18 protein-coding genes are annotated in these 14,604 nt (G+C 62.7%); 12 read left to right on the plus strand and 6 right to left on the minus strand.

The window, feature by feature from the left end; translation table 11 throughout:
- Positions 1–37: 37 nt before the first annotated feature.
- The 6 genes from CH291_RS13810 to CH291_RS13835 are packed head-to-tail and all read left to right on the plus strand — an operon-like array spanning position 38 to position 4,249.
- Complete coding sequence (locus CH291_RS13810; RefSeq protein ID WP_094687809.1) at positions 38–1,594, plus strand: class I adenylate-forming enzyme family protein; 1,557 nt, start codon at positions 38–40, stop codon at positions 1,592–1,594.
- The gene (locus CH291_RS13815) at positions 1,591–2,031 is read left to right on the plus strand and encodes a hypothetical protein (RefSeq protein ID WP_094687810.1); all 441 of its coding nucleotides are present in this window, start codon (positions 1,591–1,593) and stop codon (positions 2,029–2,031) included. Before CH291_RS13810 ends, CH291_RS13815 begins: the two co-directional genes overlap by 4 nt.
- Complete coding sequence (locus CH291_RS13820; RefSeq protein ID WP_094687811.1) at positions 2,028–2,441, plus strand: MaoC family dehydratase; 414 nt, start codon at positions 2,028–2,030, stop codon at positions 2,439–2,441. The genes CH291_RS13815 and CH291_RS13820 overlap by 4 nt, the downstream gene beginning before the upstream one ends.
- Before the next feature lie 2 nt (positions 2,442–2,443).
- Positions 2,444–3,283: a mycofactocin-coupled SDR family oxidoreductase gene (locus CH291_RS13825; RefSeq protein ID WP_094687812.1), complete on the plus strand. Its 840-nt coding sequence runs from the start codon at positions 2,444–2,446 to the stop codon at positions 3,281–3,283.
- Positions 3,284–3,293: 10 nt separating this feature from the next.
- Entirely contained in the window at positions 3,294–3,749 is a 456-nt protein-coding gene (locus CH291_RS13830; RefSeq protein ID WP_094687813.1) for a nuclear transport factor 2 family protein, read from the plus strand.
- The gene (locus tag CH291_RS13835; RefSeq protein ID WP_094687814.1) at positions 3,746–4,249 is read left to right on the plus strand and encodes a pyridoxamine 5'-phosphate oxidase family protein; all 504 of its coding nucleotides are present in this window, start codon (positions 3,746–3,748) and stop codon (positions 4,247–4,249) included. The genes CH291_RS13830 and CH291_RS13835 overlap by 4 nt, the downstream gene beginning before the upstream one ends.
- Here CH291_RS13835 and CH291_RS13840 read toward each other — a convergent pair.
- From CH291_RS13840 to CH291_RS13850, 3 genes are all read right to left on the minus strand, one after another.
- Positions 4,234–4,752: a nuclear transport factor 2 family protein gene (locus tag CH291_RS13840; RefSeq protein WP_094687815.1), complete on the minus strand. Its 519-nt coding sequence runs from the start codon at positions 4,750–4,752 to the stop codon at positions 4,234–4,236. The two genes, CH291_RS13835 and CH291_RS13840, sit on opposite strands and share 16 nt — an antisense overlap.
- Before the next feature lie 80 nt (positions 4,753–4,832).
- Entirely contained in the window at positions 4,833–5,243 is a 411-nt protein-coding gene (locus CH291_RS13845) for a nuclear transport factor 2 family protein (protein ID WP_094687816.1), read from the minus strand.
- 11 nt (positions 5,244–5,254) lie between these two features.
- The gene (locus CH291_RS13850) at positions 5,255–6,376 is read right to left on the minus strand and encodes an NDMA-dependent alcohol dehydrogenase (RefSeq protein ID WP_094687817.1); all 1,122 of its coding nucleotides are present in this window, start codon (positions 6,374–6,376) and stop codon (positions 5,255–5,257) included.
- Positions 6,377–6,526: 150 nt separating this feature from the next.
- Between CH291_RS13850 and CH291_RS13855 the strand changes: the two genes are divergently transcribed.
- Positions 6,527–6,940: an acyl-CoA thioesterase gene (locus CH291_RS13855; protein WP_094687818.1), complete on the plus strand. Its 414-nt coding sequence runs from the start codon at positions 6,527–6,529 to the stop codon at positions 6,938–6,940.
- Entirely contained in the window at positions 6,937–8,208 is a 1,272-nt protein-coding gene (locus tag CH291_RS13860; RefSeq protein ID WP_256980844.1) for an MFS transporter, read from the plus strand. The genes CH291_RS13855 and CH291_RS13860 overlap by 4 nt, the downstream gene beginning before the upstream one ends.
- A 13-nt stretch (positions 8,209–8,221) precedes the next feature.
- Here CH291_RS13860 and CH291_RS13865 read toward each other — a convergent pair whose 3' ends face one another.
- A complete protein-coding gene (locus CH291_RS13865) occupies positions 8,222–8,803 on the minus strand; it encodes a nuclear transport factor 2 family protein (protein WP_094687819.1) in 582 nt (193 codons plus the stop codon).
- Positions 8,804–8,911: 108 nt separating this feature from the next.
- Here CH291_RS13865 and CH291_RS13870 point away from each other — a divergent pair, with 108 nt between their 5' ends.
- Entirely contained in the window at positions 8,912–10,063 is a 1,152-nt protein-coding gene (locus CH291_RS13870; RefSeq protein ID WP_094687820.1) for an ABC transporter substrate-binding protein, read from the plus strand.
- 1 nt (position 10,064) lies between these two features.
- Here CH291_RS13870 and CH291_RS13875 read toward each other — a convergent pair whose 3' ends face one another.
- Positions 10,065–10,829: an enoyl-CoA hydratase/isomerase family protein gene (locus CH291_RS13875; RefSeq protein ID WP_094687821.1), complete on the minus strand. Its 765-nt coding sequence runs from the start codon at positions 10,827–10,829 to the stop codon at positions 10,065–10,067.
- Between the two features lie 165 nt (positions 10,830–10,994).
- Between CH291_RS13875 and CH291_RS13880 the strand changes: the two genes are divergently transcribed.
- Positions 10,995–11,732 (plus strand): FadR/GntR family transcriptional regulator, encoded by a 738-nt coding sequence (locus tag CH291_RS13880; RefSeq protein WP_094687822.1) that lies wholly within the window; start codon positions 10,995–10,997, stop codon positions 11,730–11,732.
- Between the two features lie 66 nt (positions 11,733–11,798).
- Here CH291_RS13880 and CH291_RS13885 read toward each other — a convergent pair whose 3' ends face one another.
- Complete coding sequence (locus CH291_RS13885; RefSeq protein ID WP_042938387.1) at positions 11,799–11,990, minus strand: ferredoxin; 192 nt, start codon at positions 11,988–11,990, stop codon at positions 11,799–11,801.
- Between the two features lie 172 nt (positions 11,991–12,162).
- Here CH291_RS13885 and CH291_RS13890 point away from each other — a divergent pair, with 172 nt between their 5' ends.
- Positions 12,163–13,440, plus strand: coding sequence for a cytochrome P450 (locus CH291_RS13890; RefSeq protein ID WP_094687823.1), 1,278 nt, complete (start codon positions 12,163–12,165; stop codon positions 13,438–13,440).
- Positions 13,440–14,600: an NAD(P)/FAD-dependent oxidoreductase gene (locus CH291_RS13895; RefSeq protein ID WP_094687824.1), complete on the plus strand. Its 1,161-nt coding sequence runs from the start codon at positions 13,440–13,442 to the stop codon at positions 14,598–14,600. Before CH291_RS13890 ends, CH291_RS13895 begins: the two co-directional genes overlap by 1 nt.
- The last annotated feature ends 4 nt before the right edge of the window (positions 14,601–14,604 follow it).

Below are 14,604 nucleotides of genomic sequence, written 5' to 3' on the forward strand. Positions count from 1 at the left end.
CGATTCTCACGTGACGTACCGAGCCTAGGAATCACCAATGCAGAATCAGGGATTGATCCCCGCCAAATGGGCGGCACTGACGCCGGACCGGCAGGCGGTGTTCGACGTACCCAACGATCGACGCATCACCTTCTCCCAACTCGACGAGCGGGTTCGACGCCTCGCCAACGGTCTTCGCGGACTCGGGCTCGAGAAGGGCGACCGGGTCGCGGTGTTGACTCGCAACAGCGTCGAGTTTCAGGAGCTGTATTTTGCCGCCGGCCGCGCCGGTCTCGTTCTGCAGCCGCTCAATTGGCGACTCGGTGTCAAACAGCTCATCGGTCTGATCGCGGATGCCACCCCCAAGGTGATCATCACCGCCTCGGAATGGTCGGAAACGAAACAAGAATTGCAGCGCGCGGTGAACGTCGACCACTGGCTCGAGTTCGGTGCCGACTCCGACGGCAGCTACGACGAGCTGCTCGCACGATCGAGCTCCGAGGAGCCGATCTGGACGCCGTCGATCGGCGGCGAGGATCCGTTCTTCATCTTGTACACCGGCGGTACGACGGGCGAGTCGAAGGGCGCGATCCACACTCATACCAGCGCCGCCAACGGCATGCTCAATCAGACTGTGGCCGAACGTATCGTCCCGACCGACGTCTACATGCTGACCGGGCAGATGTACCACATCCCGGTGGTCCTTTCGATGAACTACATGAAGCACGGTTGCCCAGTCGTGCTGGTGAACTTCGAGGCGAAGCAGGCTCTCGAGATCATCGAGACCGAGAAGGTGTCGGCGTTTCTGGGCATCACCACCATGCTGAACTGGATGATGGCGGTCCCGAACTTCGCGTCCTACGACCTCTCCAGTCTGCGCAACATTCAATACGGAGGCGGCCCGATGCCGTCCACCATCGTCCGTGCGGCGCTCGATTCGTTCCCCTGCACCTTGATTCAAGGGTACGGACAAACCGAGGGCACGACGATGTCGTTCCTTTCCCAAGAGGACCATCTCAACGCCGTCAAAGGTATCGATGCTCACCGCCTGAAGTCCTGTGGCCGTGAAGGGTTCGTCACCACCATCCGAATCGTCGACGCGTTCGGTGAAGAAGTACCGCGGGACGGCAAGACGCCCGGAGAGATCGTCGTACGCTCCGAATCGAACATGATCGGGTACCTGAACCGTCCCGAACTCACCAAGGACACATTGCGCGACGGCTGGATGTGGACCGGTGACATCGCAACCTGGGACGAGGATCGGTACGTGTACATCGTCGACCGCGCGAAGGACATGATCATCTCCGGCGGCGAGAACATCTTCAGCGTGCAGGTCGAGGAAGCCATCGGCGCGCACCCGTCGGTGTTGGAATGCGCCGTCATCGGCATCCCCGACGACGAATGGGGCGAGGCAGTGAAGGCCGTCGTCGTGCTCAAGCCCGGAACGGAAGCCACCGAACAGGAGATCATCGACGTGGCGAAGAAGAACCTGGCGTCGTACCAGAAGCCGCGGTCGGTCGATTTCGTCACCGCCCTCCCCAAGGCTCCCACCGGCAAGATCATGAAACGTGATCTGCGGACGCCCTACTGGGAGGCCGCAGGTCGAACCGTATGACCGAGGAAGAACTACACGCGATGATCGGGACCCGGATGCCGGGCGGCACCCGAACGTTGGAGAAGTGGTGGGTCGGCCTCGTTCTCGACGCGATGGAGTGCTCGGCCGACGACGGCGCAGCGCACCCGACCTTCGTATTCCTCGTCGCAACCGGGTCGATGGGGTGGACGTGGGACGAACTGTTCGCGGTGTTCTCCGCAACCGACGCGGATGGTCCGATGTTCGGCGAGACCGACACCGTCGTCCACGTACCACTGCTGGTCGGTTCCACCTACACGGTTACCGGCGAGATCGTCTCCGCCGTCAGGAAGACAGGGAAGAAGACCGGAGTGTTCGACATCGTTGGGTACCGGTTGGATATTCACGACGCCGACCACACGCTCGTGGCGTCCACCACCAACTCGATCGTCTTCCCGCGCCGAGAGCAGGCCGCATGAGACCCGAAGTGGGACAGACGCTTCCATCGCGCATCATCGACGGTGTCGATCCGGAGAAGATGAAGTTACTCTCTGCGCTGATGCGTGATCCCAACCCGATCCACTTCGACCGCACGGCGGTCGCCGAACTCGGCATGGGGGACAGGACCGTCAACCAAGGGCCGTCGAACATGGCCTACGTGCTGTCGATGCTGGGGGCCTGGGCCGGCGGCGTCGACCGGATAACGCACCACCGCTTTCGATTCCTCGGAAACGTATTCGAAGGCGACCGACTCGAAGCAGGCGGCATCGTCACCGCAGTCCGAGAAACCTCGACCGCGTTCGAGGTGGAGTGCTCGCTGACATTGACCGTCATCGACGGTGCTCGAGTTCTGACCGGCACCGCAGCCGTAACCATCGACAAGGAGTGAACATGCCAGGACGTCTCGAAGGAAAAGTTGCATTCATCACCGGAGCCGCGCGCGGCCAGGGGCGAAGCCACGCAATCAGATTGGCGCAGGAAGGCGCTGACATCATTGCCGTCGACATCTGTCAGAACATCGACACCGTCACACCGTTCTACCCGCTCGGCACCGAGGACGAGATGGCGGAAACGGTGAAGCAGGTCGAGGCTCTCGATCGGCGCATCTTCGCTCGTCCTGCCGATGTGCGTGATCTCGAGCAGCTACAAACAGTGTTCGACGAGGGTGTCGCCGAGCTCGGCCGTGTCGACATCGTCGTCGCCAACGCCGGCATCGCGACCTATGGGCTCTCGTGGGAGCTGACGAGCGAGCAGTGGAAGGACATGATCGACGTCAACCTCACCGGCGTCTTCCACACCGCGAAGGTGGCCATTCCCGCTCTGATCGCGGCGGGTCGCGGTGGATCGATAGTGTTCACCAGCTCGATCGGCGGGCTCAAGGGTATCCAGCACGTGGGGCATTACGTGGCTGCGAAACACGGCATCGTCGGCCTGATGCGCACGATGGCGAACGAGCTGGGCCAGTACAGCATTCGCGTCAACACCGTCCACCCGACGAATGTCGACACCATCATGATCCAGAACCCGGGCACCTATTCCATGTTCGCGCCGGGCGATCCGGAGCCCACGCAGGAGAAGGCAATGGCCGGTTTCGCCTCGCTCAACACACTGCCGGTGCCGTGGATCGAGCCCGTCGACATCAGCAACGCCGTGCTGTACCTCTCCAGCGACGAAGGCCGTTACATCACCGGAGTCACCCTGCCCGTCGACGCTGGTGCCTACATCAAGTGAAAGGAACGTCATGACGACAACTCTTGCTACCCAGGACCTCGCTCACCGCGCACAGCAGGCTCTCTACCGGTACGCCTGGGCCGCCGATGCGGGCGATCTCGACACGCTTCGAGGTCTCGCGATGGAGGACATCAACGTCACGCAGACGACGGAGACGAAGCACGGGATAGAGGAATTCCTCGACATCTATCGGGCGTTCGCTGCGTCCGACACCGAGGTCTCGCGGCACGCCGTGACCAACACGTTGGTGAGCGAAGAGGACGGTGGAGTTCGCATCGATGCGTACTTCGAGGCCACCCTGTTCAATGCCGACAGCACCTCCCGTATTTTCGGTAGGTACTCGGACTCCCTGGTCGAGGTCGACGGGGAGCTCAAATTGGCGCACAAGCGCATCCTGGTCGACCGGGTGATGGCACTGCCGGTCGCGACGTCGGCGTTCGTCCCGTACGGGTCCGCCTCGTCGTGAGCCGGGTGGGGATCGACGACAACGAGAACCTCGAGTCGGTCCGGGCGACGGCCGAGGGCCGCTCGACATTGATTGCGACACAGACCGAATGCACGTTCACGTTCACCACCGAAGCAGGGTGGCCGGCGGGCGTCGTGATGAGCTATCTGTTCACTCGAGATCGCTTCTGGTTGACGGCGGCATCGGGCCGCGCCCACGTGCGGGGCGCGGTTCGTGACCCACGGGTGACGCTGGTGATCTCCAATGCAGGCACGACGCTGCCGGGACGGCAGATGTTGTCCATCCGCGGCACCGCCACCGTCCATTCCGACGACGCGGTGAAGTCGTGGTTCTACCCGGAGTTCGCGCGTCACCTCGCGCCGGCAGACCCCGACGCGTTCGCAGCGCTGCTGGACAGCCCTGCACGTGTCGTCATCGAGGTGGAGACCGTTCGCGTTGCGGTGAGCCATGATTCGACCAAGCTGCCCGGTGACGGGCGGGGCGGTCACCGGTCGCGGTAGGTGGACCAGGTCGGCGCGGATTCGGGGTAGTCCGCGCCGGCGTACCTGGTCTGTGGCCAGCGGATGCGCTGGTCCGTGCGAAAGCTCGCGCCCATGGCCTCGAACGGAACCGCGTACATGAACCTCACGCGGCGGTGCTGGAAGCGCCAGCGATCCGTCATGACATATCGGTCGGTGTAGCGAAAAGCACTCATCATCAACGTGTCTCGGACAGCCAGCTCGGCGTGTCCGGTCATGCGTCCGGCCGCGTGCCTGGGATCGTCGAGCGTGATCAAGTGGATCTCGGGCGTATGGAGCATGGTGGTGTAGCGATCCATACTGTCGACGTAGAACGCGCGCAGTTCCTCGTGGCCAGTGAGAGTCTTCCCCGCAATCGTGAACGTTGCATCGGGCGCGTACATCTCGAGTACCGACTCGATGTCGTGGTCGTCGACGGCCATCGAGTAAGCGCCGGCAAGATCTCGGATGGCGTCCTTGGCGATCAAGATGTCCAGCGGTTCCATGTGTTGTCCGTTCCAGCACGAAACGTACGTGCGTGTGCGCTGAGTACCAGCCGCACACGCACGTACGTTTCGTTTTCTCGTCAGGCCTCGAAACCGTCCATCTGCGGCGGCGTGAGAGGGGAGATCACGCGGGAGGAAATCTTCCACCCGTCTTCGGTCAGAACATACGTGTCCTGGTTCAGCGCAATGGCTTTGAACGCGGCCCCACTTTTCGTGTGGCCCTCGGAGAACACGTAATTGGTGCCGTGGGCCGTGGTGTCCGAATCGGCGTGCACGATGTGGTTGGTGATGATGTGGAACTGATCCTCGATCTGCTCCGCATCACGCTCGAAGAAGTCGAGTATCTGCTCGTGTCCCTCGTAACGTGCCAAGCCTACCGGGGTTGCGTCCCATACCGCGTCCGCGGCGAATGCACTCAGCGCGAGTTTCGGATCGAACTTGTCCAACCCGAGCGCGTAGGTGTGCGTCGTTGCAATGATGTCTTCTCGCATGTTTCGATCTCCTACTCGTCGTACATGATGACGCCGCGGATGTTCTTGCCGTCGCGCATGTCCTTGATGGCCTCGTTGATCTGCTCGAGCTTGTAGGTCTTGGTGACCAACTCGTCGAGCATGAACTCGCCGCGGCGGTACATATCCGCGATCAGGGGGATGTCGCGTCGGGCCGTCGTGGTGCCGTACAACGTGCCCTGCAGCCTCTTTCCGGACATCGCGAAGGTGAACAGGTCGAACGGGACGTCGCGCTGCGTGACGGGCGCGGCCGATGTGAGGACGAGAGTGCCGCCGCGTCGGGTCATTTCCTGGGCGGGGTTGAGTAGGTGTCCGTAAGCGATGTCGACGGTGATGATCACCTTGTCGGCTCCCTGGCCGTTGGTGAGGCTGTCGACCAGTTCTTTTGCCTGGTCGAGGTTCTCTACGGTATGCGTCGCACCGAACAGTTTGGCCTGGTCGCGCTTGTACTCGATCGGGTCGACGGTGATGATGGTCTTCGCGCCCTTGTGGCGTGCACCCTGGACAGCGTTGATGCCGACTCCGCCAGTACCGATGATCACGACCGTCTCACCGAGGGTGACCTCGGCGGCATACACCGACGAACCCCAGCCGGTGGGCACACCGCAGCCGATGAGCGCGGCCTTGTCCAGGGGGATGTCCTTGCCGATCTTGACGCACGAGTCGATATTGGCGACCAGGTACGGCGAGAAGGTGCCGAGGAAGGAGAAGGGGCCGACGCCCTGCCCGCGGGCGTGTACACGGTGGGTGCCGTCGGGTGCGAATCCGGCGAGAACTCCGGCACCCATCTCGCACATGTTGGATCGACCGATCGTGCACATCTGACAATGGCCGCACGAAGGAAGGAACGAGAGTACGACGTGGTCGCCCACCTCGAAGCCGGTGACGTCGGGACCGAGTTCTTCGATGACGCCTGCTCCCTCGTGGCCACCGATGATAGGAGCCCAATCGAGCGGAATGTCGCCTGTGTCGACGTGATCGTCGCTGTGGCAGATGCCCGAGGCCGCAAGTTTGATGCGAACCTCGCGGCTCTTGGGTGGATCGATCTCGATCTCTTCGACGCTCCAGCCCGAGCGCGTGCCCGGTTCCCAGATCAAGGCTCCGATGGTCTTCATTGATGCTCCTTCTTCGACGCGAACGCTGTTGTGCACGTGCGTTGTTGAATTGATGCGCATTGTTTGATGTGACTGTCATCACCATAACCATGATAATGATTAGTGTAAAGAGTGGGATGCTAGACAGTGAGTACAGAAAGAGGTGCCAAGATGGTCGACCGTCCAACCAGCCAGACATTCACGCTCGCCTACGGAGACTGCGATGCGATCGGTATCTCGTATTTCGCGATGAACTATCCCTGGATGGAGCGCACCTACAGCGTGTGGCTGCACACACACGGTCTGGACAGTCACACGATGATGGAGACGGTGGGGGCGGGCACCGTCGGATTCGCCTCGGAGTGCAGCTACCTGACCTCCTGTCGAGTGTTCGACGAGATCGTCTGCGGCATGGAACTCGAACACCTGGGCACCACCTCGTACGTCATCGGCTTCCCGTTCACACGCGGCGACGAGCGGGTCGCCTACGGCAAGATCAAGTACGCGGTGCGCGGATCCGACGGACTCAAGACCCCTATTCCCGACGCCTTACGCGCGGCTCTCGAGTCACTCGATCGTCCGTGAGTCGATCGCCGGCGGCCGGGTCGCTCCAACCCGTCGGCACTCGCCGAAAACGAGTGCTCGGGGTCGCTGCGGCGGCAGCTTTCGCTTCCCTCGTCGTGGGGTCCAACGTGCCGGGGCCGTTGTTGCCGCTGTACGCCGAGCAGATGGCGCTCTCCACGTTCACGGTGTCGGCGCTGTTCGCCGTGTATCTCGTTGCCCTGGTGGTGACCTTCACGGTGATGGCCAGGACCCGGCTGACACGATTCGCCTGGGCCCTGCTGCCCGCTGCGATGCTCGGGGGCGTTGTCGCCGATCTCTCGCTCCTTGCCGGCGGCGAGAACGTGGTCTTCCTGTTCGTCGGGCGGTTTCTGACGGGCACCTGTGTCGGTGTGGCAACCGGAGCGACGGCAACAATCGTCGTCGCAGCACGCGGTGAGAAGGGTCGTACCATTGCGTCGTCGGGAGCGATCTTCGGATCGTTCGTCGGCCTGATCCTCGGAGCCGGCGTCGCCGAATTTCTTCCGGGTCCGACAGTGACGGTCTACCTCGTTCATATGACATTGCTCGTGGTCGTGGCCTGCGTCTTGCTCGTTGCCCTCTACTCGGCTCGCGAGACGCTGCGGATCGCGCTGATCGAGCCGAAGGGTCGGCGTGAGGCCCGGCCGGGGCCGTACATCGCGCCACGGACCCGCGCCGCCGGCTATGGAATCGGCCTGGCGGGCTGGGCGATCGGCGGGATAGCCGTCGGGATCTTGCCGACGGCGGTGCGCGAGCAGACGGGTAGCGAATCCCTGGTGGTCGGGGCCCTCGCGCCGGTGGTGCTGTTGTCGATCGCGTGGTTGTCGCCGTTCGCCTTCGCCGCGATCCGGACCCCACTTCGTCCCGTGCAATCGTTGGCACTGATCGGGTGCGGGGCCGTTCTCACTGCGTCGGGGGTGGTGTTGCCGAGTCTGCCGCTGATCCTGGCCGGGTGCGTGTGTTGGGGACTCGGCCAGGGGTTCGCCTATGCCTGCGGTCTGCGCCTGCTCACCCGTGGACTGTCGGCCATCGAGCAGGGCCGTACTGCATCACGTTTCGCGTCGTCCTCCTACGGTTTCACCGCCGTGCTCGCACTCGTCACCGGTGGCATCTCGACCGAGTGGGGAACGGGAGTTGGCATGGCTTTCGCGGGGCTCGTTTTCGTAGTGCTGTGTACGGCGGTCGCCGTACTCGGCCACAGGCGATGGGAGCTGCCGAAGGTGACGGACGCATCGGCCCCGGAGCCCGTCGCAGCGCCGGGCACGGTATGAATCGCCGCGCCGGCTAGGTTCTGCCGGGCGTCGACACAGGAAAATAGCGGGCCAACCAACTGCCGTCGCCGTCGTGCAGGACATCGGGCCAGTCTGCCGGGCGGTGATCTCCGTACGCGCGCATACTCTTCGGATCGCCGAGGCCGGATTCGTACTCTGCTATCGGTAGGTAGTACATGTACGACATGAGGCGGTCCTCGAATTTCCAGATGCCGTCGTATCGGCGGTAGGTATCGCGGTAGCGCAGGGCGGCGACCATCGGTACCGAGTTCCGGACCAGTTCGGCGTGTGATCCGACGGATCCGCAGGCGAGATCGGGATCATCGTCGTCGAAGCGGACGATGTGGCCGTGGGTGACATGGTTCGTCGGGCCCAGGGCGTCGAACCGTCCCGTGAAGGCGGTGACGATCTCGTCGAGCCCGGACGCGGTGAACACCCCATCGATCGAACGCATCGAGGCCGTGTCGGAGAAGATCGCCCGGATACCGTCGACGTTTCGTTCGTCCATGACGAGGCAGTAGACGATCGGGAGCTCGTGGATGGCAGCGCGGGATTCGATTCGGTCGAGGCGCGCGGCGAGCTCGATGTCATTCAATTGCGTTGCCTCCCTGTGATTTCACGGTAGTCAGGACATGGGTTGATCAAACCCGCATCATGGTGTTGTCCAGTCTATGCGCATCATTATGAGTAAATGAGGTTTCGGATGAGATTGCTACGTGGCCCGGTGGGGATCGTCGCTCTGGTGTTGACCGTCGCGGGGTGCAGCGGTGGGGGAGGGGGATCTACGGCGTCGGGCGAGATGCCCCGCGACATCACGCTGTTCTCTGTCACCGACAAGACCGGTCCTCTGTCTTTCGCGGGCACGAATCAGCTCAAAGGTATCGAGTTGGCTATCGAAGAGATCAACGATCAACAGTTCCTGGGTGATTCGACGATTCTGCTCGAGAGTCGCGATGCTGCGGGCGAAGCGCAGACTGCTGCCAGCCAGGTCACCGAAGCGACCGTCAACCCGCAGGTCGCCGCGATTCTCGGCACGGTCACCAGTGCCCAGTCCATTGCCGTGGCACCGCTCGCGCAGGCTGCCGGAATCCCCATCGTCTTCACTCAGTCCGGCAGCGAGGGTGTCCTCGTCGGCGACCATACCTATCGCGCAACGGCGCCCATGGCGACCTATTACGACCAGGCGGGTGAGTACCTGGAAAGCCAGGGCGCGAAGACGCTCGGAATTCTGTACAACGGTGCCAACCCGACTCTGACCGAGCTCTCCGAAGACATCATCCCGGGGATGGCCGAGGAATTCGGATTCGAGGTGACCGCGACGTCCGGGGTGCAGAACACCACCCAGGATTTCACAGCCCCAATCGCAAAGATTCTCGCGTCCGACCCCGACGGGATCGCGATCATGCTGGCCGGTGCCCAGAATGCAACTGCCGTCGGGCAGGTTCGGCAAGCTGGTTTCGACGGCACCCTGATTACCCATACCGGTTCAGGTGCCGGCAATTTGACTCCCGTGGGTCAGGCCGGCGCAGGTATGACCTGGCCGACCGACTTCACCTATCACGGAACGAATCCCGCGACGCAGGACTTCGTCGCGGCCTACCGGGCGAAGTGCGACGGTGAGAATCCGAACAACTACGCGGCAGAAGGATACGACGCCGCGTGGATGATCGCCCGTGCCATCGACAAGTCGGGTGGGGCATCTCGCGAGGACATTCAGAACGGACTGCAACAGTTGGTGGCCGAGGGCTTCACCGGGGCCGAAGGAGAGATCACCTTCGACGGCAACGATATGCGCGTCACCGGTGCTCTCGTGCAGTGGAACGGAACCGAAGAAGTTCTGTTGTCGGAGAAGTAGATCACTGCGGATCGGGGAAGACGGCCTTTCTCTTCTCGAGGAAGGCCGTCGCGCCCTCGATCATGTCCGGGCTGCCGACCGCCTGGTTCAACATGCCCAGGCCCGAGGAGAACGAATCGCGGGCGGCGTTCCACCACAGGTTCGAGCTCGTCTTGGTGATCTCGAGGTAGCGGGGGCTCAGGGCGGAGATCTCGTCGCACCAGGACTGCACCGTCTCTTCGAGTCGGTCGTCGTCGACCACCTCGTTGATCAGACCGAGATCGAGCGCCTGCTGGGCGGAGTATCGACGGCACAGCATCGCCATCTCCTTGGCCCGCTTCTCCCCGATCTGAACGCCCATCACGTTGGTCGCCCCGGTGACCGGTGCGCTGCCGACCCGGGGGCCCGTCTGGCCGAACGTTGCGGACCGCGCTGCGACCGCAAGATCGCAGGCCACGATCAGCTCGTTTCCGCCACCCGCCGCAGCCCCGTTGACGGCAGCGATGACGGGACGGGGGCAATTGCGGATGGAGTCGAAGAGCCGCAGCGAACCGCGGTAGAGCCGACGCATCTCCTTGGGGGAGGGCTCGCTGAGTTTGGCCAGCGATCCGCCGGCGCAGAAACTACCGCCCGAACCGGTGATGACGACCGAGCGATACCCCGAGGCGTCATCGAGAGCGTCGGCTATCTCGGCTGACATCTCCGGGTCGAAGGCATTGCGTCGTTCCGGCCTGTTCAGTCTGATCCACAGGGTCGCCGGTGTACTTTCGATGATTACGTCGGGCATGGGTTTGATGTTCCTTCGGCGTCGGGGGTTGAAAAGTATGGAATGGGAATATCAGTTTCGAGGCCACGTGCAGCTCAGGGCCATTGTTATAATCAACCGCCTCGATCTTCGAGGTAGTGGTGGATCACGTTCTTCGATCCGCGTGCAGCTGGGAGGACACAACTGATGACCGTGACCAATCGCGCTCCCAAAGCGGCAATGGTGATCGCGCAGCAGATCATTCGAGACACGTTGCGCCAGGGCCTCACCGTCGGCAATCTCCTTCCGCCGGAGAAGGCGATGCTGGAGAAGTATCAGATCGGCCGCGGCACACTCCGCGAAGCGCTCAGACTGCTCGAGTTCCAGGGAGTCATCGCGCTCAAGCCCGGACCCAAGGGTGGCCCGGTTCTGCTCGATCCGGACGCCTCGCACCTGGCCAGTACGGTCATTCTGCTGATGCAGCTCAAGAACGCGCCGTTCAAGGCGATCGCCGAAGCCCGCGTCGCGATGGAGCCGATGATCAGCAGGCTGGCCGCGCAGCGCATCACCGACGAATCCCTCGTTCAGCTCAACGGCACCATCGAGACCATGCGTGATTCCCTCGGCGACCAGTACATCTTCCTCGAAGCGAACAAGCAGTTCCACGACATCATCGCCTGGTCCTCCGGCAACCCGCTGTTCGGATATCTGGTTGACTCGCTGTTGGGCATCATGGACGGCACGATCATCGGCATCGACTATCCGGCGCCGCGTCGCGCCGCGATCCTGACTGCGCATCAATCGATCTACGACTCTCTTCTCGTGCGCGATCCCGAGCTCTCTCAGGAACGGATGGCCCAACACATCAACGAGTACGTCCGTTACGCGGAGCGCAAGTTCCCGGGCGTGATGAGCTCGGTCATCCAATGGGACCGCGCGCTGTAGGCACCCCGCGTAGGTGAGTGGAAGCGCGACCCCTGCTACGAACTTCCACTCACGAGCGGAGCCGAGCTACTCGACCGAAATTGCGCGCTCCGGGCAGCTGTCCGCGCCTGCCCTGGCCTCTCCGAGATGGTTCGGCTCTTGTCCCTCGGGCAGCACATATGCGTGCCCGTCCTCATCGCGCAAGGCGAAGACCTGGGGCGATGTCATCTGGCACAGTCCGTGGCCCTGGCACTGGTTCGCGTCGACCGATACGTTCACGATTCCTCCTTCGAAACTGTTCGAGGCTTTGCTCGATTCTGGCCACCTCGGTGACCACGTACCTATGCTGCCACTGTTGTGATGTTGACAACAGCTGAATCTAGTATAACCATTATCAGGACATCGCTCGAAATGGTTACGCCAGATTTCGCCTGTAGGAGGACTGAAAGACATGACGGAAAGCGGCCGTTGCCCGGTCATCCACTTCGACCACAACTCGCAGGAACACTCCGCAGATCCCGTCGGCTCCTATCGGACGCTCCGGAACGCCGAGAAGCGCGGCTGGTCGGAAGCGCACGGCGGATACTGGGTGCTCTCCGACTACGACGCCGTGTTCGATGCCTCCCGCGACGACGACACGTTCTCCTCGGCGCGAAACGAATACGGCGGAGAGGGATTGTCGGTGGTCATCCCCAAGACCCCGATGCACTTTCACATTCCGATCGAGCTCGATCCGCCGGAGTTCCGCAAGTACCGCAAGATCATCAACCCCATCACCTCTCCGGCCGCTGTGGAGAAGATGAAAGATCTCGTCGAGCATCACACGACGGCGTTCATCGACAGCGTGATCGAAGAAGGCGAGTGTGATTTCACGTCGGTCATCGGGGTGCCGGCCATCGTTACCGTCGACTGGCTCGGGCTCGGAATCGAGGACTGGAAGACGTACGCTTCCGCTCACCACGAGGCTCTTGCCGGGGTTCCCGGCAGCGAACACTACGAGCATGCGATGAAAGTCGACTTTCCGTACCTGTCGGAGAAGATGCGTGCCGTTATCGCCGATCGTCGAGAGAACCCCACTGATGACGTCATCAGCTACCTGGTGCAGCAGGAAGTCGACGGACGGGTGCTCGACGATTTCGAGGTGTTCGCGATGGTCGAGCTCCTTGTCGCCGGCGGAACCGGTACCACCGCGTCGCTCGTCAGCCAGACCCTCGTGTGGTTGGCCGATCACACCGACGTTCGCCAGCGGCTCATCGACGATCCGTCGCTCATGGACCACGCGGTCGAGGAATTCCTGCGCTACTTCTCGCCGACTCAGGCGCTCGCTCGAACCGTCACCGAAGATGTCGAGTTCAAGGGGTGCCCGATGAAGAAGGGCGACCGGGTACTGCTGTCCTGGGCGTCGGCGAACCGGGACGAAGCGTTGTTCGAGAATCCCGATGACATCGACATCGATCGATGGCCCAACCGCCACACGGCATTCGGCATCGGTGTGCATCGCTGCTCCGGATCCCACCTGGGCCGGCTCATGGCGAAATCACTGCTCTCGCAGATCCTCGAGCGCATGCCCGACTACACGATCGAGCGAGACAAGCTCGAGCGTTACCCACACCAGGGGACCAACATGGGCTGGCAGCGGATCCCGGCACATTTCACCCCCGGCAAGAAAATTCTCGCCGACGGTGAAGCCGTTGCCGCGTCCACCGCGCCCGCAGCCCCGATGTACTGATGACGAAAGTAGTGGTCGTTGGGGGAGGGCTTGCGGGGGCCCGCACCTGTGAAACGTTGCGGGCGCACGGGTTCGACGGGGAGATCGTGATGCTCGCCGCCGAAGCGCACCTGCCGTACGACCGGCCTCCCCTCACCAAAGCCGCGTTGCGGGGCGAGCTGAACACGGAGCTGCGAACCGACTACGCCGCGCTCGACGTCGAAGTCCGAACGTCCACTCCCGCAACCGCTCTCGACACCGGTGCGAAACGGGTACTTACCGCAGCAGGTCCAGTGGGCTACGACGCCCTGGTTATCGCTACCGGTGCCGCACCGGTCCTGCTACCGGGCTCGGCCCGGCAACTCGCCGTCCGGACCGCCGAAGACTCCCGCGCGCTGCGCGAACAGTTGGTCCCGGGTGCGAAAGTCGTTCTCGTCGGGGCGAGTTGGATCGGAGCCGAGGTTGCGACCGCAGCTCTCGCTGCCGGTGCCGACGTGACATGCATCGAGTTCGGTCCCGCGCCGCTGGGCGGTGCGCTCGGCGAAGAAATCGGGCTCCGATTCGTGGACTGGTGGTCCGAGGTCGACCTGCGGCTCGGAGTCGGGGTCACGGCAGTGACCGACACCGGTGTCGAGTTGAACTCCGGCGAGCACATCGATGCCGATATTGTCGTTACCGGTATCGGTGTCAGACCGGACACGGCGTGGCTCGACGATTCCGGTTTGAAGATCGACCGAGGCGTGGTCGTCGACGAGCATCTGAGAACATCCGACCCGCACGTGTTCGCTGTCGGAGATGTCGCGGTTCGGTGGTCGCCTCGTGCCGATGACCTACTGCTGGCAGAACATTGGGACGATGCCCGCACGGGCCCCGATGCGATCGCTCGCACGTTGACGGGGGACGCTCCCGTCGTCCATGATCCGGTCCCGTATTTCTGGAGCGATCAGTTCGGACACAAGCTCCAGTACGTCGGCCACCACGGCCCAGGAGACTCGTCCGTGATCAGAGAAGGCGACGATGGTAAGTGGGCCGTCGCCTGGCTCGATGAAAAAGGTTTACTGACAGCGCATCTGAGCATCGACTCCCCGAAACTCATGATCGGCGCACGCACCGCCATAACCGCCGGCGTACGGCCCGATCCCGTTGCTCTGCAAGACATGACACAACCGCTCGGCCAATAGAGGA

The sequence above is a fragment of the Rhodococcus sp. 14-1411-2a genome (assembly GCF_002259485.1).
Classification (GTDB): Bacteria; Actinomycetota; Actinomycetes; order Mycobacteriales; family Mycobacteriaceae; genus Rhodococcoides.

Coding starts and splice junctions, on each gene's coding strand:
- CH291_RS13810 (WP_094687809.1), top strand. CDS start 38: ATGCAGAATCAGGGATTGATCCCCGCCAAATGGGCGGCACTGACGCCG.
- CH291_RS13815 (WP_094687810.1), top strand. CDS start 1,591: ATGACCGAGGAAGAACTACACGCGATGATCGGGACCCGGATGCCGGGC.
- CH291_RS13820 (WP_094687811.1), top strand. CDS start 2,028: ATGAGACCCGAAGTGGGACAGACGCTTCCATCGCGCATCATCGACGGT.
- CH291_RS13825 (WP_094687812.1), top strand. CDS start 2,444: ATGCCAGGACGTCTCGAAGGAAAAGTTGCATTCATCACCGGAGCCGCG.
- CH291_RS13830 (WP_094687813.1), top strand. CDS start 3,294: ATGACGACAACTCTTGCTACCCAGGACCTCGCTCACCGCGCACAGCAG.
- CH291_RS13840 (WP_094687815.1), bottom strand. CDS start 4,752: ATGGAACCGCTGGACATCTTGATCGCCAAGGACGCCATCCGAGATCTT.
- CH291_RS13845 (WP_094687816.1), bottom strand. CDS start 5,243: ATGCGAGAAGACATCATTGCAACGACGCACACCTACGCGCTCGGGTTG.
- CH291_RS13850 (WP_094687817.1), bottom strand. CDS start 6,376: ATGAAGACCATCGGAGCCTTGATCTGGGAACCGGGCACGCGCTCGGGC.
- CH291_RS13855 (WP_094687818.1), top strand. CDS start 6,527: ATGGTCGACCGTCCAACCAGCCAGACATTCACGCTCGCCTACGGAGAC.
- CH291_RS13870 (WP_094687820.1), top strand. CDS start 8,912: ATGAGATTGCTACGTGGCCCGGTGGGGATCGTCGCTCTGGTGTTGACC.
- CH291_RS13875 (WP_094687821.1), bottom strand. CDS start 10,829: ATGCCCGACGTAATCATCGAAAGTACACCGGCGACCCTGTGGATCAGA.
- CH291_RS13880 (WP_094687822.1), top strand. CDS start 10,995: ATGACCGTGACCAATCGCGCTCCCAAAGCGGCAATGGTGATCGCGCAG.
- CH291_RS13890 (WP_094687823.1), top strand. CDS start 12,163: ATGACGGAAAGCGGCCGTTGCCCGGTCATCCACTTCGACCACAACTCG.
- CH291_RS13895 (WP_094687824.1), top strand. CDS start 13,440: ATGACGAAAGTAGTGGTCGTTGGGGGAGGGCTTGCGGGGGCCCGCACC.